This is a genomic window from Nocardia panacis, from assembly GCF_003598715.1.
Classification (GTDB): Bacteria; Actinomycetota; Actinomycetes; order Mycobacteriales; family Mycobacteriaceae; genus Nocardia; species Nocardia panacis.
In genome coordinates this window covers 67697-89723 of the sequence record NZ_QZFU01000017.1, presented here as the reverse complement: position 1 = coordinate 89723, position 22027 = coordinate 67697, and the positions used below count along the sequence as shown (strand labels likewise).

Here is a 22027-nt window from a genome sequence, read left to right as displayed (position 1 = left end):
CATGGTGCTGCTGGCGCAGACCCCCGCCAATCCCACCGGACCCGAATTCGGCAAGGCGTCCCCGCTGGGGTTGGTGATCGTGCTCATCCTGCTCGCGGGCACCGCCCTGCTCATTCGCTCGATGAACCGCCACATCAAGAAGTTGCCCGCGACCTTCGAACCCGAGCATCCCGAACCGGACCAGGAGGCCGACGAGGGTACCGAGCACGGGGTAAGCGAGCGCGAGACCGAGCGGAACGGGTCGCCGCCCCGCGCGGGCTGACGTGCGACTCGCGCTGTGCCGCAGCGGATTTCATTGAATTTTGATATCAATCGTCGCGCGGCGCGGCGCGGGGGCCTATGCTCGATGGCGGGGTTCGCAGTTGCGTCGAGTAGTCGCACCAAAACGGTGCCTGGACAGAAGTTTTGGGTCGTCGGACAGGCAATCATCAACTCGCCCAATGTGTCGGTCCGATGTGTTCCAATGCAGCGCAAGCCCCGATCGACCGAAGGATGACCATGGACCATGTGATCGGACAGATCGACCGCGCCATAGACTCGACCGCCGCCATCATCGATGCCGTCGAGGCCACACATCTCACCGCGCCCACCCTCTGCGCGGAATGGGATGTGCGGGCGGTGCTCAACCACATAGTCGGCTCGATGTACAGCTTCGCCGCAGCGGTGAGCAAGACCGATATCGATCACGAACCCGATTGGCTCGCCAGCGATCCGCAGGCCGCCTACGCCGCGGCCGCCGAGGTCGGCCGCGCCGCCTGGCATCGGCCCGACGCGCTGGAGGCCACCGTCGTGCTGCCGTTCGCCGAGGTGCCCGCCGCCGCGGCCGCGCAGATCCACCTCATGGAAATCCTTGCCCACGGCGCGGATGTCGCCGTCGCCATCGACCGGGCGGACCTGCTCGACGAGCAGTTGTGCGAGGAGGTGCTCACCACCCTGCGCGCGCTCGGCGGTATCGATGCCTTCCGCAAGGAGGGCGCGTTCGGACCCGAGGTGCTGGTGGCCGCCGACGCGCCCGCGCACCGTCGACTGCTCGCCTACCTGGGCCGCGAAATCCGCTGAACCGGCTGCCGCAGAATCGTTTTCATCCGTTCCGGGGCGGTTCTGCGCGGATCGGACAGATAGATCTCGTGGTGCCGGTCGCGGTAGGTCAGTCCCGACTCCGCGATGAACGCCTCCAGCCGAGCGAGCGTCTCGGGTTCGGTCGCGTACGGGCCGATATGCATGACCTGCACGCATTCCCCCTCCTCGACCCACTCGTGCGCTACCCCCTGTAGCTGTTGCGCCGCAACGAATTCCGGCACCCGAATCATCATCTTCCAATGCCATTCGGCGCGCGGCACTTTCAACGGTTCCCGATCCCCCTCCACCCACCACAACCCCTCCAGCTTGGCCACGGTGAAGTCCCGCCCCTGTGCCTTGGCCTGTTTCTTCGCCCCGTAAACCGCCCGATACAACTCCCCTACCGCCTCGACATACCGTTCCCCTTCCGGCTCGCCTACCCCCACGACCGTCGCGTAGGGGTAGGGGCCGAAGGTCCGCAGCGTCGGCTCCGTGGGCGCGTCGTAGTAGTCCCGGTCCGCTTTCAACAGATCGATCTTCATCCGGTCAGGGTGCGCTCTCCCACAGCTGGAGAGTCAAGCGCGACGCGCCCGGCAGGCCGCAATCCGGGCGCTGCACCTACTGCGATTCCGTCCACGCGGATCGGTTGGATGATGTCGACCAGTAGATAGCATCGGATAGCATCGAATGCTATCTTGAGGAGATGACGAGAACGATTACCCAGGCTGAGCTGCGCAACGGTAGTGCAGGTGTGATGGATGCGCTGGAGGCGGGCGAAGACTTCATCATCACCCGGAATGGTCGTCCCGTCGGCGAGTTGCGGCCGATCCAGCCGCACCGTGACATGTCCATCGCGGAGCTCAAGGTTCGGTTCGCAGGCTTCACCGGTGCGGGCGACAGTGCGCAGGAGCGTGCCGAGATCGAGGCGTTCTTCGGTCCCGATCGGCTCGGTGACTGAAGTGCCGAAGCATCGTCATCCGGTCGGACTTCTCGACACCTGTGTGCTCATCGACATCGCGAAGATCCCCGAGAGCGAACTGCCCATCTTGGGGAAAATCAGCACGGTTACCTTGGCCGAGTTGGGTTTAGGTATCGCGATGGCTGCGGCGCCTGCGGAACTCGCTCTGCGCACCGAGCGACTCTTGGTTGTGGAGCACGGTTTCGAAGCCCTGCCATTCGGCTCCGACGCGGCCAGGCGCTTCACGTCGATGGCGAAATTGGTTGTGGCGTCGAAACGGAATCCCAAACCGCGGAAGATGGACCTCATGATCGCCGCCGTGGCTTCAGTGCACGATCTGCCGCTGTTCACTCGAAATGCCGACGACTTCAAGGATATCGATCCGCTGTTGACGGTCGTCGCGGTCTAGCGGCCGCGTGCAGGCGACGACGGCCGGGGTGGGGTAGGTGCAGCGGAGGTTTGGTTCGCGGATGGGAGGGTCGGGGGTGTGGATCGGAGTGCTCGGGCCGTTCGAGGTTCGGACGGCCGATGGGGTTTTGGTCGAGGTGTCGGGGGCGCGATTGCGGGGGCTGTTGGGGGCGTTGGCGCTTCGGCCGGGGCAGGTTTGTTCGAAGGCGATGCTGGTTGACTGGGTTTGGGGTGCGAGGCCGCCAGCGGATGCGTCGAATGCGTTGCAACGTTTGGTCTTCCGGTTGCGGAAGGTGTTGCCGGAGGGACTGCTCGAAGGGCGGGGGGATGGGTATCGGTTGCTGGTGACGGCCGATGAGGTCGATGCCGTGCGGTTCGAACGGCTGATTGATCTGGCTCGTGATGGCGGGGGTCCCAACAGGTTGCGGGAGGGGCTGGGGTTGTGGCGGGGTGCGGCGATGTCGGATATCGGATTGCGGGAGAGTCCGGCGTTCGATGCGGCGGTTTCTCGGCTGGAGGGGTTGCGTTTGACGGCGCTGGAAGATCGGTTCGACGCGGAGGTCGGGCTCGGTCACGGTGCGGAGTTGGTGCGGGAACTGACCGAATTGGTTGCGGCGCATCCGGTTCGGGAGCGGTTCGTGGCCGCGTTGATGCGGGCGCTCGCCGCAGCGGGTCGGGATACCGAGGCGTTGCGGGTGTATCAGCGCACGAGGGAGGCGCTGGCCGAGGAGTTGGGGGTTGATCCGGCGCCGGAGCTGTCCGCACTGCATATCGCGCTGTTGCGGGGGGAATTGCGCGGGGAGGATCGGAAATCCAATTTGCGGGCCGAGTTGACCAGTTTCGTCGGCCGGGACGCCGATGTCGTCGCGGTGCGCGCGCTAATCGCCGAGCATCGGTTGAGCACTGTTGTCGGGCCGGGTGGTTTGGGGAAAACGAGGCTGGCTACAGAAACCGCGCGCACCTTGCTCGGCGATCTGGCCGGTGGTGTCTATCTGGTCGAACTCGCGACCATCGACCGCGTGGAAGCCGGGAACAACGTCGCGCGGGCGGCTCTCGTCGCGCTCGGACTGCGGGACGGGCTGCTCGGCGAGGCGCCGGACCCGGATCCCACGGACCGCGTCATCGCCGCGCTGCGCGCGCAGGAGATGCTGCTGATTCTGGACAACTGCGAGCACGTCATCGAAGCCGCGGCGAGCTTCGCCGATCGGGTGCTCGCGCACTGCCCTCGGCTGCGGATCCTCGCGACGAGCAGGGAGTCCCTCGGCATCACCGGTGAGGCGCTGTGGCAGGTCGAGCCGCTGGAACTCCCGGCGCCGGACGCGGATTCGAGCGAAATCGAATCCGCCGCGGCTGTGCGGTTATTGCGCGACCGGGCCTGCGCGGTGCGCAAGGATATCGCCGCCGATGCCCACACGTTGTCGACCATGGCGCGCGTCTGCCGAGCCTTGGACGGGATGCCCTTGGCGCTCGAACTCGCGGCGGCCAAGTTGCGCACCATATCTGTCGAACAACTGGCCGACCGGCTCGACGACCGGTTCCGCCTGCTGACCGGCGGCAGCCGCACCGCACTGCCCCGGCATCGGACCCTGCGCGCGCTGATCGACTGGAGTTGGGAGCTGTTGAGCGCGGCCGAACGGGTGGTGCTGCGCAGACTCGCGGTGTTCTGCGGTGGCGCGAGTGCCGCCGCGGCCGAACAGGTCTGCGCCGGTGCCGACGGCGACACCGTGATCGAGTCGGGTGCGGTGTTCGAGTTGCTGACCGCGTTGACCGAGAAGTCGCTGCTGGTCAGTGCGGGCGAAAGGTATCGGATGCTCGGCACGATCAAGGAGTACGCCGAGCAGCGTCTAGGGGAGGCGGGCGAAGCGGATCGGACCCGCCGGGCGCATCTGGCGTACTTCACCGAACTCGTCGAAATCGCGACGCCGCGGCTGCGGCGGGCCGAACAATTGGAATGTCTTGCCGCACTGGAGATCGAACACGACGATATCGCCGCCGCGATGCGCGGTGCGCTGGCGGCGGGCGATGCGGCCGCGGCGATGCGACTCGCCGCGGCCGCCGCCTGGTACTGGTGGCTCGGGGGACACAAGGCGGAGGGTATCGAGCTGATCATGGCGGCCACCGCCGTTCCCGGTGCGGTGCCGGACGAGATCCGAGGCGTGGTGTACGCGTTCGTCGTGCAGTTCGTCACCTTCGGGCAGCAGGGTGATGAGGACCAGGTGGCGAAGTGGATCCACCAGGCCTACGAAATCAGCCTGCGTGTCGGCGATCCGCCGCCCGCGCTGCGGCTGGTCGTCCCGTTGGAAGCTATGTTGCGGTCGCCCGCGGGGTGCCTGCCCGCGTGGGAAGCGCTGCTTGTCGACGCGGATCCCTGGGTGCGAGCGTTGGCTCGGTTGCACCTGGGCAAGATACGGAGCCAACTGGGTCTCGAGGGTGCAGATGCGTATCTCGAACTGGCGCTCAACGAGTTTCGCGTGCTCGGTGAAAGGTGGGGGATATCCTTCGCTCTGATCGAGTTGGCGGATCGAATCGCCATGCACGGCGAATTCGCCGGTGCGTGCGGGCATTTGGAAGAGGCGATCACGGTCGTGACCGAGGTGGGCGCGATCGAGGATGTCGTGGGGATACGGTCGCGGCAGGCCCAGTTGTACTGGCTATCGGGCGATCAGGATGCCTGCGCGGGTGCCATGGCCGAGGCGCAGCGGTTCGCGCAACGCGTCGCCTGGCCCAACGCCCTGGCCGAATTGGCCTTGTCCAAGGCAGAACTCGCACGCTGGAACGGTGACTCGCAGCAGGCATACCGGCAGCTCGACATCGCGACCGCGCAACTGGGAGCCGACGCCGAGCGGGCGAACATCCGCGCGGTGATACAGAATCTGCTCGGCTACCTCGCCGAGGAGCACGACCGAGCCCGTGCGCACCTCGGCGCCGCCATCCAAGCGGCCTCCGACTCCGGGCACCCGCTTCGGATCGCCCAGGTGCTCGTCGGCATCGCGGATCTGTCGCTGCGTGCGCGGCAGTACGAGCAGACGGCGCGACTGCTGGCGGCGAGCGCCCGCGTGCGCGGACTGCCGGATCGTTCCCAACCGGATGCGGCCAGAATTGAACAGGCCGCGCGCGACCACCTCGGTGCGGTGCGGTTCGCCGCCGCGAGCGCGGAAGGGGCGCAGGCGAACTGGCGGGAGTTGGTCGCGGCGACACTCGCGCGATGAATCGCGTGCCTCGAGGACGCGGATCAAGCAGCGGTGGTGCGCAGATTCTCGGCGAACGTGCGTGCCGCCGCGAGATCCGCGGCATTCGGCCGTCCCTTGCGCACCCCGCCGACGATCAGAAACGGCCACAGCGTGTCGTACCCGAAGCAGGAGAAGGTGTCGAGGACCTCGAAGCCTTTTTGCTCGAGCAATCCCGTGAAATTGTGCTGGTAGCGCCGGAACGGAGGTTCCGGAAAGCCGCCGGTGTGGAACACGAATGCTTTGCGCCGCTGTTCCCCCGGCAGTGCTCGAACGAACGCACGCAGCTCCTGGTAGTAGTCCATATTGCGTACCCCGGAGCCGAATCCGACCAATTCGTAGGAAGAAAGCTCGGCCGCATCGATCTCCGAGGGGTCGACAATGCGCGATCCCAGCACCTCGCCGATAACGTCGGCGACCTTCCTGGTGTTGCCGTGGGATACCGATTTGCACACGATGATGGTCCTCATACCGACACTCCTTGATTCCCTGACCCCAGTGCAGCTACCGCCGACAGTAGCAGCGTGTCAGCGCGGTGGCGGTCCCGTGTAAGGGCGTTGGGCCACCGTGGTTTCGGTGATCAGTGCAACGAGGAGGGGGACCATGGGAACAACGAGAATGCGACGGGTCGTGCGGCAGGTCGCGGTCGCGGCTTTGGCGACGACGCTGCTGACCGGGGTGGCAGAATCGCACGCCGATGCCGGACCGGATCGCGCCGACCTGCGAAAGGCCCTCCAGGAGACCATCGATTCCGGCTTCACCGGGATACAGATGCGCGTGCGCGATCAGCAAGGCGAATGGGTCGGCGCCGCGGGCGCACGCGAGCTGGGAAAGGCCGAGCAGCCGCCGAAGGACGGGAAGTTCCGGGCGGGCAGCGCCACCAAGGCCTTCGTCGCCGTCATGGTGCTGCGGCTGGTGGCCGAAGGCAAGGTCGGGCTGGATGCCGCCGCGGCCGACTACCTGCCCGATCTCGGGATGGATCGGCGGATCACGGTGCGAATGCTGTTGCAGCACACCAGCGGGATATTCAACACCACCGGCGAGTACTTCCCCGGTGGGCGATACGAGCCCGGAATCCCTTGGGAGGGAAAGGCATGGGTGGACAACCGTTTCCACACCTACGCGCCCGAGGAGCTGGCGCGGATGGCTTTGTCCAAACCGCCGAGGTTCGCACCGGGCACGGACTGGAACTATTCCAATACCAACTATGTGCTGGCCAGGCTGCTGATCGAAAAGGTCACCGGCAGTTCGTATGTCGATGAACTCCAGCGGCGGATCCTGGGGCCGCTCGGGCTGCGGGACACCGTGGCGCCGGAAGCCTCGCCGGAGATCGCGGAGCCGCACGCGCATGCCTACTACAAATACGAGGACGCCGGGCAGTGGCAGACGATAGATGTCTCTCGGCAGAATCCGTCCTGGGTCTCGCAGGGCGGTGACATGATCTCGACCACCGAGGATCTGAGCAATTTCTTCGCCGCACTGCTGGGCGGGAAGCTCCTGCCCGCCCCGCTGCTGGCCGAAATGATCAAACCGCATTCGACACCTGATCCGGCAATGGGTTACGGCCTCGGACTCGAGGTGCGGGATTCGGGTTGTGTCGGCACCGTCGTCGCCGCCGATGGCGGTGTCCAGGGCTACGGCACATTGTTGCGTGGCACGCTCGACGGCGGCAAGATCATGGCCGCCTCGCTCACCTTCGTGGACGCCGATGTCGCCCATGCCCCGGTGCAAGCGGAGCAGCAGGCGTGGCAGCGGCTGCCGCGCGAGGCATTCTGCGGCGGGCAGTAGGTTGATCGCGACTCATGTCATGGGCACTCGGCCGAACCGGATCGCGGCGCTGCTGCTGAGTGAGCGCCATTCCCTACCACTGTCCATCGCGTTGCATCTGGTCCCCGGTGTCCTGATCGTCGCGATGTACCTGTTCATCGGCGAACCATTCGTCCGAGCCATCGGTTATCCGACGCTCTTGGGTTGGGCGATCGCACTGTTTCTGGTGCTGGCGCCGATCCTGTTGGGGCTGCTGTGGCTGGGCCGCGTCCGCAACGGTCGCTTCACGTTGCGCGGCGTGCTGTCCTACACCGAAAAGCCGGTCCCGCGTGGGCGACTCGTGGTGCTGGTCATCGGCCTCCTCGTGTGGTCGATAGGGGTGGGGTTCGCGTTGGCACCGGTGAATCACTTCTTCCGGAAAGCATTCACCTGGCTCCCCTACGCGAATATCGGCAGCAGCATCACCGCATCCATCGACGGCTACCCGCACTCGACCACGCTCACCGCGATGCTGATCTGCCTGCCGCTGACCGGGATCTCGCTCCCACTCATCGAGGAGTTCTACTTCCGCGGTTTCCTGATGCCCCGCATCGCCCACCTGAACGGCTGGGCACCGGTATTGAGCGCGGTCCTGTTCTCCCTCTACCACTTCTGGTCGCCTTGGGTGTTCGTCTCGCGGGTGATCTTCATGTTTCCCGGTATCTGGTTGGTCTGGCGCGAGAAGGACATCAGGTTGTCGATCGGGATGCATGTGGGTGGTGATGGACTCCTCGCGCTTTTCGGGACCATCGCCATTGCCCTGAACTTCGTCTGATCCTCTGCATCGGGCCTTGCGGACCGGTCGCGCGCATGCCGACGGTTGACGGAACCGACTTGAACTCCTGGTGTGACCAGTGGTCATGTGACCACTGGTCACATGTTCTGTCGGTCAGAGATCGGCCGCTGATCCGGCGGGAGACTGCGATCGCCGACGTGTACGTCTACCTCGCCGGATTGTCCAGTGAGCGTGTCCAAGCCGCAGTCGAAGCGGCGGCAAACGAACTCGACCGCGCTGTTCCGAGAGGTGAAGTCCACGCCCGAGTTGCAGGGACCCTGACATCCACCGCACTGGCCGCAGCCGGCGCTGCTGGACGCGATGGCGCGCCTGCTGTCTTGCTGCGCGGTCGAGGTTGGCGTTGAGTTCGATCCCGTTACGCTGCAGTCGGTTCCGATCCGAGAGGACGACGAGTGCCACGGGCTGCGCCTGACGATGGCCGTGTCCATCTCGATGGCACCGACCTGACGAACGCACTGGAGGCCACAGCTACCCATTGGGGAATTGTGTTGCGACCACTCGGTGGTTCGATAACCCGGCTCCCCGACCTGCGGCAAGTCTCGTACGCGGCGCGGCGTCGACGGCAGGGCGAGGTCGCTGCAGGCTATCCCGATCTGTTCTCCGAGGTGCTCGAACTGGTTGTCGCGTTTGCGGACCCACTCCTCGAAGGCAGATCAGCAGGCCGAACCTGGGCTGCCGGAGTTCGGCGATGGGAGTCCGGAGGTTCGAAGGGGTGAACGGGCTATGTGGTGGGCAGGTCGACCGGGTATTGCGCGCCCTGGTCGGCGGAGGCTGATACGGCCTGCCAGGTAGTTGCCTCTTCGATCTGGTGGCGCGAGTAGAGCAGTGCCCCTTGTACTGCGAACCCGCCGAGCAGCAGGTGGGTGGGCAATGTGTCGGAGTGGACGATCCGCACGAGGATCTGCGCGGCGCGATCGGGGTCGCCGATCTGGGTGGTGCCTGAGCGCAGCAGGTCGCCCAGCGCTCCGACGGTTGCCCGGTAGTTCTCGGGGACGTCTTCGATGGTCATCGATGACCCGGCCCAGTCGGTCGCGAAACCACTCGGCTCGACCACCAGATAGCGGATCCCCATCGATGCGGTTTCGGTGGCCAATACGCGGGTCAGGCCGTCGACGGCGAACTTCGCCGCTTGATACGACCCCAGCCCGGCGGCGCCGCCGATGCGCCCGCCGGTGGAGGAGAACTGGATCACGATGCCCCCGCCGTGTCGGCGCAGCAGCGGGATCGCCGCCTTGGAAACGTTGTAGACGCCCCAGAAATTGGTTTCGAATTGGCGCCGGAAGTCCGCCGCGTCAGCGGTCTCGACCGGCGCGAGATTCGCGTAACCGGCGTTGTTGACGACGACATCGACCCGCCCGAACCGCTGCTCGGCCGCGGCGAACGCGGCGTCGGTCGCGTCGGTGTCGGTGACATCCAATGCGACCGGGTGCACCCGGTCGCCGTACTGCGAGACCAGGTCATCGAGTTGTTCGGGTTTGCGGGCGGTGGCGAGGACCTGATCGCCCGCGGCCAGTGCCGCCGCGGCGAGGGAACGGCCGAAGCCGCGGGAGGAACCGGTGATGAACCAGGTATGTGCGGTCATGAAATTAGTGAAACACCGTTGCGCTATTAAGGCAACCGGGTTGTGTTATGTATCGCAACATCGTTGTGTTACGGTGGGTCGTGGTTGGTTCCAAATTCGAACGTGCCCGCACACCCGAAGCGAAACGGTCGCGCGAGAACGCCATTCTCGCCGCCGCGGCCCGGTTGGCCACTCGAGACGGAGTTCGCGAGGTCACGTTGACCGCGATCGCCGACGAGATCGGCATGCACAAGTCGGCGCTGCTGCGCTACTTCGAGACGCGCGAGCAGATCTATCTCCAACTGGCCGCGACCGGCTACGAGGAGTGGTCGACCGACGCGCGGAACCGGTTGGCGGCGTTCTCGGCCCGGCCCGTCGACGCGGATCCGTCGCGCGCCATCGCCACCGTGCTGGCGCGAACCCTGATCGAGCGCCCCCTGTTCTGTGATCTGCTCGCCCACATCCCGCTCAACCTCGAGCGAAACGTCTCGTTGGATGCGGTGCGGGCGTTCAAGATTCGCGCGATCGCCGACACCGCCGCTGTCGCGGCGGCGATCAGCGTGATCGCGCCGCTACGGCAGGATCAGGCACTCAATGTCGTGGTGACGGCCACCGTCATGGCTGGAGCGCTGTGGCAGATGGCGGCGCCCGGCACGCACCTGCGCGATTTCTACGAATCCGATCCCGACCTCGCCCACGCGGTAGTCGATGTCGAACCCCGCATCGTCGACATCGTTTCCGCGTTGCTCGACGGCTACGCCAACGAGCGGTCCCCGGCGGGGTAAGGCCCGGCCGCCGCGATCCCATCCTGCCACGAAAAATGCGTGTGCGAAATATTGCGTGCACGCATTTTTGACGCTAACGTGGCGTCGACCGAACCCCGATCGACAGAAGGACCACGCACATGCGAAGCAAAGGGATGACCTACGACACCGGCTTCCTCTCGGAGGGCCAGTCATCACGCCCGGAATTCGACCCCGAGGTCGTTCGGCGGGAGCTCGCCATCATCCGAGATGATCTGCACTGCAATGCCGTCCAGATCGTCGGCGGCGACGCCGACAGGCTGGAACTGGCAGCCCGCTGCGCCGCCGAACTGGGGCTCGAGGTCTGGTTCTCGCCCTACCCCCTGGAGTTGACGAATGCGCAGATCCTGTCCCTGTTCGCCGACTGCGCGCAGCGGGCCGAGCGACTGCGACGGACCGGGGCCGAGGTCGTGTTCGTCACCGGAGTCGAACTGAGCCTGATGAATCCGGAATTCCTGCCCGGCGATACCGTCTGGGAGCGGCTCGAATCCCTGCTCGCAGACCCGTATGCCCGCAGTGAGCGGGTCGACGAGCTGATCGCCCGCCTCAACAACTTCCTCGCCGAGGCCGTCACCGCGGTCCGCGCGCACTTCGGCGGCAAGCTCACCTACTGCGCGATACCTTTCGAACGGATCGACTGGACACCGTTCGACATCATGTCGATCGAACTCATCCGCTCCGCCGAGGTGGCCGACCGGTTCCGCGGCGGCGTACGTGATCTCGTCGCGCAGGGAAAACCCTTGGCGGTCACCGGATTCGGCACGGCCACCTGGCGCGGAGCAGCCGACATCGCGCCACGCAGCAACGAGATCGTCGAATACGACGCCGCCACCGGCGCGCCGATCCGACTGAACGGGGATTACGAGCGAGACGAGGCCGAGCAGGCCACCTACCTGAGCGAACTGCTGGAGATCTTCGACAGCGAAGGCGTCGACAGCGCATTCGTGTTCCTGTTCGCTCTGCACAGCCACCCCCACCGCCCCGACGGCGATCCCCGCGACGACCTCGACCGCGCCGGTCTCGGCATCGTCAAGGTTTTCGAAGACCGCCGCGGCGTCACCTACCCGGACATGACATGGGAGCCCAAAGCGGCCTTCGCTGCCGTCGCCGAACGCTACGCCGACGGGGGTGACACGCAGATCCCTTGCAACACAGGTCTTTTGGGTGACAGGTAGCTTTCCGCTGCCGATCCGAGACGGCAATGAACCGGGTGTCGGTCGCTCAACACGCCGTCCGCGAATACGGACTGCGACTGCGGGCGCTGTGGGTCAACGACCTCGGCGAAAACTCTTGGCAGGGGCAGTTCATCGACCCTCGCACCGGAGCGCGACTCCCACCCTTCGTCCTTCGACCCGACCGGCACGGTCAGGCAATCCTTCCCGGCGGCTTCGGCAAATCGCTGCCGACCCGAGGCGACTGGGTCCTGCTCCTGCTACCGAAACCGTAGCCGTCGACAACGAAGTCCTCTGATCCCATGAGAGAACAGGAACACCTGGTGTCCCACCTGATCACCACCGAATTCTCCGCCGAATCCACCGCCGCGGAGGTGGCCGCCGGAACAGACCTGTCCGGCAAACACATCGTCGTCACCGGCGGCGCGTCGGGAATCGGCGCGCAGACCGCTCGCGCCCTGGCCGACGCCGGGGCGAGGGTCACGCTGACCGCCCGCACGCTCACTGCCGCCGCGGCCGTCGCCCACGAGATCACCGCCGCCACCGGCAACCACGTGCGGGCCGCCGCCGTCGATCTCACCGACCTGACGAGCATCGAGGCATTCGCCGAGCAGTGGACCGGGCGGCTGGACGTCCTGATCAACAACGCCGGAGTCATGATGCCACCGGACCCCCGAACCAGCCGAGGCTGGGACTCGCAGTTCGTCACCAATCATCTCGGCCATGCCGCCCTGACGTTCGCGCTGCACGACGCACTGGCCGAGTCGGGGGCGGCCCGCATCGTCTCGGTGTCCTCGAGCGCGCACCTGCTCTCCGACATCCAGTGGGACGACATTCATTTCGAGCGCATTCCCTACAACCCCCTCCTCGCCTACGCACAGTCCAAGACCGCGAATACGCTGTTCGCGGTCGCGGCGACGCAGCGCTGGTCCGCCGAAGGCATCACCGCGAACGCCGTGCACCCCGGGGTCATCCCGGACACCGGGCTACAGCGACACGTAGCGGCAATCCCCGGGGACACTGCGAAAATCCAGAACTCCGCACAGGTCACACCTGCGGCGATCAAGACACCCCAGCAAGGCGCCGCCACCACCGTCCTCGTCGCCACCTCACCGCTACTCGAGGGAGTAGGGGGGCGCTACTTCGAAGACTGCCGAGAAGCGGGACCAAACGTGGCGGGTGAGCGCACCGGCTACGCCCCCTGGGCCCTCGACCCCGCCGCCGCCGACAAACTCTGGCACCTCACCCGAGAACACCTCACCTCCGCGATGCGCCACTGACACAAGGGATTCCCCGAACTATCCGACCCGGGTGGGTTGGGCTCAGTCGAGGGCCGTCCACAGTCGATCGAGAGGTAGCACGTGCAACTTGTCTTCGTAGGTGTAGGACTTCCTGCCGAGGTTGATGACCGTGCCACCTACGAAGGCGCTGCCCAGTTTGTCCCGGAGCATCCGGAGTCCTTCGAAGTCGCGGTCGGCTACTGTGCCTGCTGCTTTGACCTCGATCGCGGTGACGGCCCCCGTGACCGTTTCGATGACGAGGTCGACCTCTTGCTGGTCGCGGGTTCGAAAGTGGGAGAACCCAACCTCCTGACTTGCCCAGCCTGCCTGCTTGATCAGCTCGTTCACGGTGAAGGTTTCGACGAGGTGGCCGAACTGGCTGAGTGTCGCGGGGATTCGGCCGGCCAGTTTCTGTTCTGTTAGTCCGGTGAGGTACGCGGCGAGGCCGGTGTCGACAACATGAACTTTCGCGCTGCGGATGGTCCGTTGGGTAGCCGATCGGGTGAACGGTTCGATGCGATGGATGAGGAAGACCGCTTCCAAAAGGCCGAGATAGTCCTTGACCGTCGTCGAGTCGAGTCCGACCGCGTCGGCGACGTTCGCGATGGTGACTACTTGGCCGGTCTGGCCCGCGAGCTTTTGAAGTACCTGTGGCAGTACTTGCCGCTGGCGGACTTTGCGGATCTCCATGACATCGCGCTCGACGACCAGGTTGACGAAGTCCCGGAACCACCGATCGCGGGAGCGGCCTGGTTCCCTGGCCAGAGCGAGTGGGAACCCGCCGGCGAGCACGGCCCGCTCATAGTCGGCACGGGTGCTTGTCGACGCACTGGCGGTCACCAGTGATGCGGGATCGCTGATCAGCGCGTCCAGGGCCGTTTCGCGTGTCCCTGCCAGTTCTCCCTGCGAGAGCGGCCACATCGTCACGACATGGGCTCGGCCGGTCAACGACTGCCCGGCTGCCGGGAGTGACCCATAGCGAGTCGAGCCCGTCAGTATGTAGCGTCCAGCCCGTAGATCCTTGTTGAGTTCGGCCTTGATGGCATCCAGGAGCAACGGAACATGCTGGAATTCGTCGATACACACAGGTGTGGGTCGGTCCGAGGCGACGAACAGCGCTGGATCGGCTGAGACGGCTCGTCGGGTCTCCAGATCATCGAGATCGAGGACCTGCAGGCCCGCTGTCCTGGCACATGCGGAGAGTAGGGTGCTCTTGCCGACGGTGCGGGCGCCGGTCAGCACGACCACGGGTTCGTCGTGGACGAGCTCGGCCAGCACTGCCTGTAGGTGACGTTCGATCAGCTTGGGCTCCGGCACTGTGGATCCTCTCTAATCTGAGATCTGCCGGCGAGATAATCCCACATTCGCGACATTAAAATCCCAGATTTGCCAGATCTTTGATCCAAGATCTGCCAGAGCTGCCGACTACCGGAAGTGGGCGCGGACGGGCCGACGGTCCAGCGCGCCTGCCGCAGGGACGGTTCAACCCGGATGTGGCGGGTGATGGCGCACTACCCTTCATGTGATGGCGCACGAATCTGCGGTGCGGTGGCAAGACAGGCTTTTGCCATTTCGGCAAGTCCGACTCTGAGGAGCAGCCGGAATGTGTTGTGTGTCGGCTTGACATAGGAGGTTGATGGGTGTGAACCAATTGGCTACTGCGACATCGCCTTACCTGCGTCAGCACGCCGATAATCCAGTTGATTGGCGGCAGTGGGACGCCGAGGCATTGGCCGAGGCCGCGGCGCGGGATGTGCCGATTCTGCTTTCGGTGGGGTACGCGAGTTGCCACTGGTGTCATGTGATGGCGCATGAGTCGTTCGAGGATGCGGGGACGGCCCGGGTGATGAACGAGGGGTTTGTCTGTGTGAAGGTGGATCGGGAGGAGCGGCCCGATCTGGATGCGATCTATATGAATGCCACGGTCGCGATGACGGGGCAGGGCGGGTGGCCGATGACGTGTTTTCTGACGCCGGCGGGGGAGCCGTTCTATTGCGGGACGTATTACCCGAAGGCGCCTCGGGGTGGGATGCCGTCGTTCACGCAGGTTTTGGCGGCGGTGGCGCAGGCTTGGCAGGCGCGGCGCGATGAGGTGCACAAGGCGGCCGAGCAGGTGGCGGTGGCGCTGCGGGAGCAGGCTTCCGGGTTGCCCGAGGCGCGGATCGCGGTGAATGCCGAGCTTTTGGATGGTGCGGTGGCGGCGGTGTTGGGGGAGGAGGATGTCGAGCGCGGGGGATTCGGTGGGGCGCCGAAGTTTCCGCCGTCGGCGCAGTTGGAGGGGTTGCTGCGCGGCTATGAGCGGACCGGGAAAAGTGAAGTGCTCCAGGCGGTTTCGCGAACGGCGGTGGCGATGGCGCGGGGCGGGATCTATGACCAGTTGCGCGGCGGGTTCGCCCGGTATTCCGTCGATGCCGGGTGGGTGGTGCCGCATTTCGAGAAGATGCTCTACGACAATGCGCTGTTGCTGCGGGTCTACGCGCATCTCGCGCGACGCGACGGATCGGAGTTGGCGCATCGGATCGTGCGGGAGACGGCGGAGTTCCTGCTCGATGATCTCGGTACGGCGGCAGGCGGTTTCGCCTCCGGACTGGATGCCGATACGCAGGTGGCGGCGGGGCAGCCGGGTGTCGAAGGCGCGACCTACGTGTGGACGCCCGCCGAGCTGATCGGTGTGCTCGGGCCGGCCGATGGGGCTTGGGCGGCGGAACTTCTCGGCGTGAGGACGGCGGGCAACTTCGAACAGGGCGCCTCGGTGCTCACCCGCTACCGCGATCCCGATGATGCCGGACGTTTCGCGCGGGTGCGCACCGCACTGCGGGCCGCCCGCGCCGGGCGTCCGCAACCGGCCCGCGACGACAAGGTGATCACGGCGTGGAACGGTATGGCGATCACCGCCTTGGCCGAGGCGGGAGCCGCGCTGGGGCAACCGGATTGGCTTGCCGCCGCCGCTCGCTGCGCCCGTCACGTGCTGAGTGTCCATGTGGTCGACGGTCGGGTCCTGCGCGCCTCCCTGGAGGGCGTCGCGGGCAATGCGGCGGGCATTCTGGAGGATTACGCCTGGCTCGCCACCGGTCTGCTCGCCCTGTATCAGGCCACCGGGCGGCCGGACTGGCTCGTCGAGGCACAGAGCCTGCTGGACAAGACAATTCAGCACTTCACCGACCCGGCTGCTCCTGGCAGTTGGTTCGATACCGCCGACGACGCCGAAACCCTCGTCACCCGCCCCCGTGACCCGGTGGACGGCGCGACCCCTTCCGGCGCCTCGGCTGTTCTCGAAGCCCTCCTGACCGCCGCCGCCAGTGCGTCAGACACTCGCTATCGCCAAATCGCGGATCAGACGCTCGCCAGAGGTGCGGTCATCCTGTCCCGTATCCCGCGCGCCGCGGGTCACTGGCTCGCCGCCGCCGAAGCCGCGCTCCACGGCCCCCTCCAGATAGCCATAGCCACTCCGGACGACCCGCTACCTCTCGCCGCGCGTGCCGAATCATCCAACGCGCCAACGCTTCCCGCTTCAGCCGCCGTGCCCGATGCGACCACGAGATGTGCGCACTCGTTCGACTCGCCCATCGAGTTCGAAGCCGGAATGTGGCCCGCGGCGGGACCGTTGCTGACCGCCGCCAGAATGCTCGCACCCGGTGGCGCGGTCATCGTCGCGGCGCAACCTGATTCGGTGCCTTTGCTCGAGGCGCGCCCGCTGCGCGACGGTGTTCCGGCGGCATACGTATGTCGGGGTTCGGTATGTGACCTTCCGGTCACCACTGTCGAGGAACTGCGAGCGTCGCTGGAGCGCGGGTGGGGCCAGACTATTCGTCCGAATCGTGCCGCCGCTCAGCGGAACACGACCAACCAGACCGCTACGTAGTGGCACGTCGCCGCGAGAACCGTCGCGGCGTGGAAGAACTCGTGATGGCCGAAGACGGCGGGCCACGGGTTGGGCCATTTGGTCGCGTAGAGGACGGCGCCGACGCTGTAGAGCACGCCGCCGACGACCAGCAGCACCAGCGGCGCGACGCCGATGTTGGCGTGCAGGCGGCCCACGACGGGAACGATGGCCCAGCCGAGGAGCAGGTACAGCGGTACGCCGACCCAGCGGGGCGCGGTGGGCCACAGCAGTTTCAGCGTGACACCGGCGAGCGCGCCCGCCCACACCACGATCAGCAGGGTGCGTCCGGTGCCGCCGGGTAGTCCGAGCAGTGCGAAAGGTGTGTAGCTGCCCGCGATGAAAAGGAAGATCATCGAATGATCCGCCCGTTTCATCAGTGTTCGGGCGCGCACGGTCTGCCAGGTGACCCGGTGATAGACCGCGCTGACGCCGAACAGTGCGCAGACGGTGAGCCCGTAGACCAGCGTGGACCACCCCGCGGTCTCGGTGATGGTGCTGGCCGAGGTGATGAGCACGATGGCGGCGACGGCGCCGATGCCGACGGCCCAGGTGTGGATCCAGCCGCGCAGGCGCGGTTTGAGCGCGCCGACGGCGTGGCGCAGTCCGGTTTCCGGTGGACCGTATGCGGCCGCGTCCAGTGATTCGGACACGAAGAACCTCCCAGATAACCCAACGGTAACCTACGGCACCGTAGGTTTGTGTCTGGTCCACTGTAGCGTCCATCCCCGGCCGCTGCCGGGATCGGCCCGGTGAGGCGTAGGGTTGGTCGCCGTGGAGCTTCCCAGTCTGGTGCGTCTGCTGCCGTATCGCATCTACGAGGCCCGGCTCACCAAGCAGCTCGAGGGCAAACGTCATCCGCGCCATGTCGCGGTGATCTGCGACGGCAATCGCCGCTGGGCGCGCGAGAACGGTTTCGCCGATGTCACCCACGGCCACCGGGTCGGTGCGCTGCGCATCGCCGAACTCGTCGGGTGGTGTGCGGCGGCGGGCATCGAGATGGTGACGGTCTACTTGTTGTCCACCGAGAACCTGCAGCGCGATCCCGACGAGCTGGAAACGGTCTTCGAGGTGATCACCGATGTGGTCGAGGAGATCTCGGCCCCGGAGCAGAACTGGAGTGTGCGCATCGTCGGCTCGCTGGAGGGTTTTCCCGAGCTGATCGCCAAGCGGCTGCGCACCGCCGCCGAACGCACCGAGGGGCGCACCGGCATCCACGTCAATATCGCGGTCGGTTACGGCGGCAGGCAGGAGATCGCCGACGCCGTGCGTTCGCTGGTTCGCCAGGAGATCGCTGCGGGGGAGACGGGTGAGGACCTGGTCCAGTCCATCACCGTCAATGCGATCGGCCAGCATTTGTACACCTCGGGCCAGCCCGATCCGGATCTGGTCATCAGAACTTCGGGAGAGCAGCGACTTTCGGGTTTCCTGCTGTGGCAGAGCGCGTACTCCGAAATCTGGTTCACCGAGGCGTACTGGCCGGAATTCCGTCGAGTGGATTTCCTGCGTGCCTTGCGCGACTATGCGGCAAGGCATCGCCGCTACGGAATCTGAACTCTCAATTCAGAGTTTCCGCAACCGAATTCGATTGATGCTGTGATCGGCGTCCTTGCGCAACACCAGGGTGGCGCGGGGACGGGTCGGCAGGATGTTCTCCACCAGGTTGGGGCGGTTGGTGTTGTTCCAGATCTCCTTGGCCGCCGTGGTGGCCTGCTCGTCGGTGAACTGGGCGTAGTGGTGGAAGTGCGCGTTCGGTTCGGCGAATCCGGTCGCTCGCAGCGCGAGAAATCGCCGCACGTACCAGTTCTCGATATCCTCGATGCGCGCGTCGACATAGATGGAGAAGTCGAACAGATCCGAGACCATCAGCCGCGGCCCGGTCTGGAGCACATTGAGACCCTCCACGATGAGAATGTCGGGCTGGTGCACGCAGTGCATTTTGTCGGGCACGATGTCGTAGGAGATGTGCGAATACACCGGCGCGCACACCTCGGCCGCCCCGGATTTGACTTCGGTGACGAAGCGCAGCAGTTTGCGCCGGTCGTAACTGTCCGGAAAACCCTTGCGGTGCATGATGCCCCGGCGGGTGAGTTCCGCGGTGGGATAGAGGAATCCATCCGTTGTGACCAAATCCACACGCGGGTGGTGATCCCAGCGCGCCAGCAGCGCCTGCAGCACGCGGGCGGTGGTGGACTTGCCCACCGCGACACTGCCCGCGACGCCGATCACGAAAGGCACCTGACGATCGGGATGGGTATCGCCGAGGAAGGTGGCGGTGGCGGCGAACAGCCGCTGGCGCGCGGCGACCTGCAGGTGGATCAGCCGGGCCAGGGGCAGATAGACCTCGGCCACCTCCTCCAGATCGATCTGTTCGCCGAGGCCGCGCAGGCCGATCAGTTCTTCCTCGGTGAGCACGAGCGGTGTGGATTTGCGCAGCGTGCGCCACTGCTTCCGGTCGAATTCCACATAGGGGCTCGGCTCGCTCATTCGCGCCATTTACCCGACGCTCCGCATTCGCGAATCCGGACGACAATGCGCGATTCGGTCTAACTGGGGCCGCATAGCTGAATTCTGCTCTGCCCCTTGCCCGTGTGACACGGCGGGTGCCACTTCCGCTTGGTAACCGATCGGATGCTGCCGTGTGGTCGGCTCGCGGGCGGCAGCGACCGGCTAAGGTCGGCGAAATGGACGCGCACCAACTCGTGACGGAGTACCTGCGGCTCGGATTGGCCTTCGACCGGCTGGAGGAGGGTTTCGTCGACGCCTACACCGGCGATCCCGCATTGCGTCGCGCGGTGGACAACGCGCCGCCCCCGCAGCCCGGCGAACTGGCCCGTCGCGCCGTCGAACTGCGAGCGGCGCTGCCGCACAGCGGACTCCCCGCGCAGCGCGTCGAATTCCTCGATGTCCACCTGGGTGCCATGGAGTGCTCGGCGCGCAAGTTCGCGGGCGAGGACATCGCGTTCGTCGCGGAGGTGCGCGCCTACTTCGATGTGGATATCGCGCCGGGCGATACCGAGGACTACCGCGACGCGCACCGGCGGATGGACGAGGTGCTCGGCGGGTCGGGTCCGCTGGTCGAGCGGGTGATCGCGCACCGCAGGGCCGACGAGATTCCGCCCGAGCGACTGGCCGCGTGTGTGGAGGCGTTCTCGGGGGCGCTGCGCGAACTGGTGCGCGAGCGGTATCCGCTGCCCGATCACGAGCAGGTGAGCTACGAGATCGTCGGCGACAAGCCGTGGTCCGGTTTCAACTACTACCTGGGCAATTACCGCTCCACGGTCGCCATCAACTCCGACCTCAAGCAGCACATGGTGCATCTGCCGCTGCTCATCGCCCACGAGTCGTATCCGGGTCATCACACCGAGCACTGCCGCAAGGAGGCCGGACTGGTCGCGGCCGGTCAGGCCGAGCAGACGCTGTTCCTGGTGAACACCCCGCAGTGCCTGATGGCCGAAGGTCTGGCCGATCTGGCGCTGGGCGCGATCGTCGGTCCCGGCTGGGGCAAATGGGCGCAGGAGATCTACGCCGACCTCGGTCTGCGCTTCGATGGCGAACGCGCGGAACGGTTTTCCGAAGCCTCGGCCGCCCTGCTGAGCGTGCGGCAGGACGCCGCGCTGCTGCTGCACGATCGGCATCGCGACGCCGACGAGGTGGTGGCCTTCCTGCGGCGCTGGGGTCTGACCACCGAGGAGCGGGCGCGGCAGTCGCTGCGTTTTCTGTCCTCGCCGCTGTGGCGGGCCTACATCAGCACCTACGTCGAGGGCTACCGGCTGCTCGGCGGCTGGCTCGATCGCGCGCGCGACGACAACGACCGGATCGCGCGCTTCGGCAGGTTGCTCGACGAGCCGCTGACTCCGGGCGCGCTGCGCGCCAGGTGAATTCGGGCGCGGACGGGGGTCAGTTGCCGCGCAGGATGACGCAGGTGGTGGTGCCGTGGGCGACGAGCCGTCCCTCGGCGTCCAGCACCCGCCCCTCGGCGGTGGCGGTGGTGCGGCCGACGTGGATGGTGGTCCCGGTGGCGACGAGCCGCCGTCCGTCGGTGGGGACCGCGCGGATGTAGTTGACCTTGAGTTCCAGGGTGGTGTAGCCGAGTCCCGCCTCGAGTGCGGTGTGCACCGCGCAACCCATGGCCGAATCCAGCAGGGTCGCGCAGATGCCGCCGTGGGTGGTGCCGAGCGGGTTGGCGAAATCGGGGCGGGTCTCCAGGGCGAAGACGACCCGGCCGAATTCGATCTCCTCGGCATCGATCCCCATCAGCGAGCCGATGGATCGCGGCTTTTCGGGCATGGCCATGACGGCGCGGAGCAATTCCAGACCGGACATCGTGCGGTAGTCGACGGCGGGCGCGCCCATGGTCATTCCCTTTCCGGTGAACCGATCGGTCCACATCTGTCATGATTGCAACATGGACCGATCGGTTCACGCAACCGAGGGGAGGACCACCATGACCGGCCCGCGCGAACGCCTCATCGATGGCGCGATCGAGCTGGTGCGCGAACAGGGCGTCACCGGCGCGGGACTCACCGCACTGCTCACCCGCACCGGCACCTCGCGCAACTCGCTCTACCAGCATTTCCCCGCGGGCAAGGGCGAACTGGTCGCGGCCGCCACCGACACCGCGGGCGCCCGAATGACCGCACTGCTGGACCGATTCCTCGCCGCGGGTCCGCGCGAGTTCCCGAGCGCGCTGGTCGACTGGTGGCGCAAGAACCTGATCCGCGGCGAATTCGGCGCGGGCTGCCCGATCGCGGGTGCGGCGCTGGCCGAATCCGAACCCGCCGTCCAGGCCGCGGCGGCCGCGGCGCTGCGGAACTGGACCGACCAACTCGCGCGAGCGCTCACCGACGCGGGCGTCGCACCCGAATCCGCCCGATCCTGCGCGAGTTTCGTCATCAGCTCGTTCGAGGGCGCCATCATCCAGGCACGGGCGCTGAAATCCACCACCCCCCTAGACGATGTCGCGGTCCAACTCGCGATCGTGCTCGCCCACCACCTGGATGGGGTGGCTCCGCTCGAGACACGGTGAACCCAACCGACAACCCCGAGCCGACCGGCAGCGGGGCGGCCAATAGAC

The 22027-nt window shown here is 66.2% G+C and carries 23 protein-coding genes; 16 read left to right on the top strand and 7 right to left on the bottom strand.

All coding sequences use genetic code 11. The features are described from left to right. Position 1: 1 nt before the first annotated feature. Together D5S18_RS13765 and D5S18_RS13760 are read left to right on the top strand one after the other, a co-directional pair. Positions 2-262 (top strand): hypothetical protein, encoded by a 261-nt coding sequence (locus D5S18_RS13765; protein ID WP_120041034.1) that lies wholly within the window; start codon positions 2-4, stop codon positions 260-262. A gap of 236 nt (positions 263-498) precedes the next feature. Further along, positions 499-1059, top strand: coding sequence for a TIGR03086 family metal-binding protein (locus tag D5S18_RS13760; protein WP_120041032.1), 561 nt, complete (start codon positions 499-501; stop codon positions 1057-1059). Here the strand turns inward: D5S18_RS13760 and D5S18_RS13755 are convergent. After that, on the bottom strand, positions 1035-1601 hold the full coding sequence (locus D5S18_RS13755) for a GyrI-like domain-containing protein (protein WP_120040906.1): 567 nt from the start codon (positions 1599-1601) through the stop codon (positions 1035-1037). The genes D5S18_RS13760 and D5S18_RS13755 overlap by 25 nt on opposite strands. A 161-nt stretch (positions 1602-1762) precedes the next feature. Here D5S18_RS13755 and D5S18_RS13750 point away from each other — a divergent pair, with 161 nt between their 5' ends. From D5S18_RS13750 to D5S18_RS13740, 3 genes are all read left to right on the top strand, one after another. Continuing rightward, entirely contained in the window at positions 1763-2017 is a 255-nt protein-coding gene (locus D5S18_RS13750; protein ID WP_120040904.1) for a type II toxin-antitoxin system Phd/YefM family antitoxin, read from the top strand. Continuing rightward, entirely contained in the window at positions 1959-2426 is a 468-nt protein-coding gene (locus tag D5S18_RS13745) for a type II toxin-antitoxin system VapC family toxin (protein WP_345789762.1), read from the top strand. The genes D5S18_RS13750 and D5S18_RS13745 overlap by 59 nt, the downstream gene beginning before the upstream one ends. Positions 2427-2487: 61 nt before the next feature. Further along, positions 2488-5634, top strand: coding sequence for an AfsR/SARP family transcriptional regulator (locus D5S18_RS13740; RefSeq protein ID WP_203236724.1), 3147 nt, complete (start codon positions 2488-2490; stop codon positions 5632-5634). 23 nt (positions 5635-5657) lie between these two features. On the opposite strand, the gene D5S18_RS13735 is transcribed toward D5S18_RS13740, so the two are convergent. Next, the gene (locus tag D5S18_RS13735) at positions 5658-6122 is read right to left on the bottom strand and encodes a flavodoxin family protein (RefSeq protein WP_120040897.1); all 465 of its coding nucleotides are present in this window, start codon (positions 6120-6122) and stop codon (positions 5658-5660) included. A 133-nt stretch (positions 6123-6255) separates the two neighbouring features. Between D5S18_RS13735 and D5S18_RS13730 the strand changes: the two genes are divergently transcribed. The 3 genes from D5S18_RS13730 to D5S18_RS34860 all read left to right on the top strand — a co-directional run bounded on the left by D5S18_RS13730 (position 6256) and on the right by D5S18_RS34860 (position 8701). Next, positions 6256-7440 carry a serine hydrolase domain-containing protein gene (locus tag D5S18_RS13730; protein WP_120040895.1) on the top strand — a complete coding sequence of 395 codons (1185 nt, stop codon included), beginning with the start codon at positions 6256-6258 and terminating at the stop codon, positions 7438-7440. A 19-nt stretch (positions 7441-7459) separates the two neighbouring features. Beyond that, positions 7460-8233, top strand: coding sequence for a CPBP family intramembrane glutamic endopeptidase (locus tag D5S18_RS13725; RefSeq protein ID WP_120040893.1), 774 nt, complete (start codon positions 7460-7462; stop codon positions 8231-8233). A gap of 321 nt (positions 8234-8554) precedes the next feature. Continuing rightward, the gene (locus D5S18_RS34860) at positions 8555-8701 is read left to right on the top strand and encodes a hypothetical protein (RefSeq protein WP_158607865.1); all 147 of its coding nucleotides are present in this window, start codon (positions 8555-8557) and stop codon (positions 8699-8701) included. A gap of 274 nt (positions 8702-8975) precedes the next feature. Here D5S18_RS34860 and D5S18_RS13720 read toward each other — a convergent pair whose 3' ends face one another. After that, positions 8976-9836, bottom strand: coding sequence for an SDR family NAD(P)-dependent oxidoreductase (locus tag D5S18_RS13720; RefSeq protein WP_120040891.1), 861 nt, complete (start codon positions 9834-9836; stop codon positions 8976-8978). Between the two features lie 80 nt (positions 9837-9916). On the opposite strand from D5S18_RS13720, the gene D5S18_RS13715 reads away from it, so the two are divergent. The 4 genes from D5S18_RS13715 (at position 9917) to D5S18_RS13700 (ending at position 13070) form a co-directional block, all read left to right on the top strand. Next, a complete protein-coding gene (locus D5S18_RS13715; protein ID WP_203236723.1) occupies positions 9917-10600 on the top strand; it encodes a TetR family transcriptional regulator in 684 nt (227 codons plus the stop codon). A gap of 119 nt (positions 10601-10719) precedes the next feature. Then, positions 10720-11793: a glycoside hydrolase family 113 protein gene (locus D5S18_RS13710; protein ID WP_120040886.1), complete on the top strand. Its 1074-nt coding sequence runs from the start codon at positions 10720-10722 to the stop codon at positions 11791-11793. Between the two features lie 35 nt (positions 11794-11828). Beyond that, positions 11829-12065 (top strand): hypothetical protein, encoded by a 237-nt coding sequence (locus D5S18_RS13705; protein ID WP_147403945.1) that lies wholly within the window; start codon positions 11829-11831, stop codon positions 12063-12065. Positions 12066-12092: 27 nt separating this feature from the next. After that, entirely contained in the window at positions 12093-13070 is a 978-nt protein-coding gene (locus D5S18_RS13700) for an SDR family NAD(P)-dependent oxidoreductase (RefSeq protein WP_120040882.1), read from the top strand. A gap of 42 nt (positions 13071-13112) precedes the next feature. Here D5S18_RS13700 and D5S18_RS13695 read toward each other — a convergent pair whose 3' ends face one another. Then, entirely contained in the window at positions 13113-14387 is a 1275-nt protein-coding gene (locus D5S18_RS13695; RefSeq protein WP_120040880.1) for an ATP-binding protein, read from the bottom strand. Between the two features lie 319 nt (positions 14388-14706). Here D5S18_RS13695 and D5S18_RS13690 point away from each other — a divergent pair, with 319 nt between their 5' ends. Next, positions 14707-16932: a thioredoxin domain-containing protein gene (locus tag D5S18_RS13690; protein ID WP_120040878.1), complete on the top strand. Its 2226-nt coding sequence runs from the start codon at positions 14707-14709 to the stop codon at positions 16930-16932. Here the strand turns inward: D5S18_RS13690 and trhA are convergent. Then, complete coding sequence (gene trhA / locus D5S18_RS13685; RefSeq protein ID WP_120041030.1) at positions 16899-17555, bottom strand: PAQR family membrane homeostasis protein TrhA; 657 nt, start codon at positions 17553-17555, stop codon at positions 16899-16901. The two genes, D5S18_RS13690 and trhA, sit on opposite strands and share 34 nt — an antisense overlap. A gap of 160 nt (positions 17556-17715) precedes the next feature. Here trhA and D5S18_RS13680 point away from each other — a divergent pair, with 160 nt between their 5' ends. Further along, complete coding sequence (locus tag D5S18_RS13680) at positions 17716-18504, top strand: isoprenyl transferase (protein ID WP_120040876.1); 789 nt, start codon at positions 17716-17718, stop codon at positions 18502-18504. Between the two features lie 9 nt (positions 18505-18513). On the opposite strand, the gene coaA is transcribed toward D5S18_RS13680, so the two are convergent. Beyond that, a complete protein-coding gene (gene coaA / locus D5S18_RS13675) occupies positions 18514-19446 on the bottom strand; it encodes a type I pantothenate kinase (protein WP_120040874.1) in 933 nt (310 codons plus the stop codon). Positions 19447-19634: 188 nt separating this feature from the next. Between coaA and D5S18_RS13670 the strand changes: the two genes are divergently transcribed. After that, positions 19635-20831 (top strand): DUF885 domain-containing protein, encoded by a 1197-nt coding sequence (locus D5S18_RS13670; RefSeq protein WP_120040872.1) that lies wholly within the window; start codon positions 19635-19637, stop codon positions 20829-20831. 19 nt (positions 20832-20850) lie between these two features. Here the strand turns inward: D5S18_RS13670 and D5S18_RS13665 are convergent, their stop codons facing one another. Then, positions 20851-21306, bottom strand: a complete 456-nt coding sequence (locus D5S18_RS13665) for a PaaI family thioesterase (protein ID WP_120041028.1) — start codon at positions 21304-21306, stop codon at positions 20851-20853. A 91-nt stretch (positions 21307-21397) separates the two neighbouring features. Between D5S18_RS13665 and D5S18_RS13660 the strand changes: the two genes are divergently transcribed. Next, on the top strand, positions 21398-21979 hold the full coding sequence (locus tag D5S18_RS13660; RefSeq protein WP_120040869.1) for a TetR/AcrR family transcriptional regulator: 582 nt from the start codon (positions 21398-21400) through the stop codon (positions 21977-21979). The last annotated feature ends 48 nt before the right edge of the window (positions 21980-22027 follow it).

What these genes read in the sequence shown, in the direction of transcription:
- D5S18_RS13765 (WP_120041034.1), top strand. Translation starts at nt 2, where the DNA reads ATGGTGCTGCTGGCGCAGACCCCCGCCAATCCCACCGGACCCGAATTC.
- D5S18_RS13760 (WP_120041032.1), top strand. Translation starts at nt 499, where the DNA reads ATGGACCATGTGATCGGACAGATCGACCGCGCCATAGACTCGACCGCC.
- D5S18_RS13755 (WP_120040906.1), bottom strand. Translation starts at nt 1,601, where the DNA reads ATGAAGATCGATCTGTTGAAAGCGGACCGGGACTACTACGACGCGCCC.
- D5S18_RS13750 (WP_120040904.1), top strand. Translation starts at nt 1,763, where the DNA reads ATGACGAGAACGATTACCCAGGCTGAGCTGCGCAACGGTAGTGCAGGT.
- D5S18_RS13740 (WP_203236724.1), top strand. Translation starts at nt 2,488, where the DNA reads ATGGGAGGGTCGGGGGTGTGGATCGGAGTGCTCGGGCCGTTCGAGGTT.
- D5S18_RS13735 (WP_120040897.1), bottom strand. Translation starts at nt 6,122, where the DNA reads ATGAGGACCATCATCGTGTGCAAATCGGTATCCCACGGCAACACCAGG.
- D5S18_RS13730 (WP_120040895.1), top strand. Translation starts at nt 6,256, where the DNA reads ATGGGAACAACGAGAATGCGACGGGTCGTGCGGCAGGTCGCGGTCGCG.
- D5S18_RS13725 (WP_120040893.1), top strand. Translation starts at nt 7,460, where the DNA reads ATGGGCACTCGGCCGAACCGGATCGCGGCGCTGCTGCTGAGTGAGCGC.
- D5S18_RS34860 (WP_158607865.1), top strand. Translation starts at nt 8,555, where the DNA reads ATGGCGCGCCTGCTGTCTTGCTGCGCGGTCGAGGTTGGCGTTGAGTTC.
- D5S18_RS13720 (WP_120040891.1), bottom strand. Translation starts at nt 9,836, where the DNA reads ATGACCGCACATACCTGGTTCATCACCGGTTCCTCCCGCGGCTTCGGC.
- D5S18_RS13710 (WP_120040886.1), top strand. Translation starts at nt 10,720, where the DNA reads ATGCGAAGCAAAGGGATGACCTACGACACCGGCTTCCTCTCGGAGGGC.
- D5S18_RS13700 (WP_120040882.1), top strand. Translation starts at nt 12,093, where the DNA reads ATGAGAGAACAGGAACACCTGGTGTCCCACCTGATCACCACCGAATTC.
- D5S18_RS13690 (WP_120040878.1), top strand. Translation starts at nt 14,707, where the DNA reads ATGGGTGTGAACCAATTGGCTACTGCGACATCGCCTTACCTGCGTCAG.
- coaA (WP_120040874.1), bottom strand. Translation starts at nt 19,446, where the DNA reads ATGGCGCGAATGAGCGAGCCGAGCCCCTATGTGGAATTCGACCGGAAG.
- D5S18_RS13670 (WP_120040872.1), top strand. Translation starts at nt 19,635, where the DNA reads ATGGACGCGCACCAACTCGTGACGGAGTACCTGCGGCTCGGATTGGCC.
- D5S18_RS13665 (WP_120041028.1), bottom strand. Translation starts at nt 21,306, where the DNA reads ATGGGCGCGCCCGCCGTCGACTACCGCACGATGTCCGGTCTGGAATTG.
- D5S18_RS13660 (WP_120040869.1), top strand. Translation starts at nt 21,398, where the DNA reads ATGACCGGCCCGCGCGAACGCCTCATCGATGGCGCGATCGAGCTGGTG.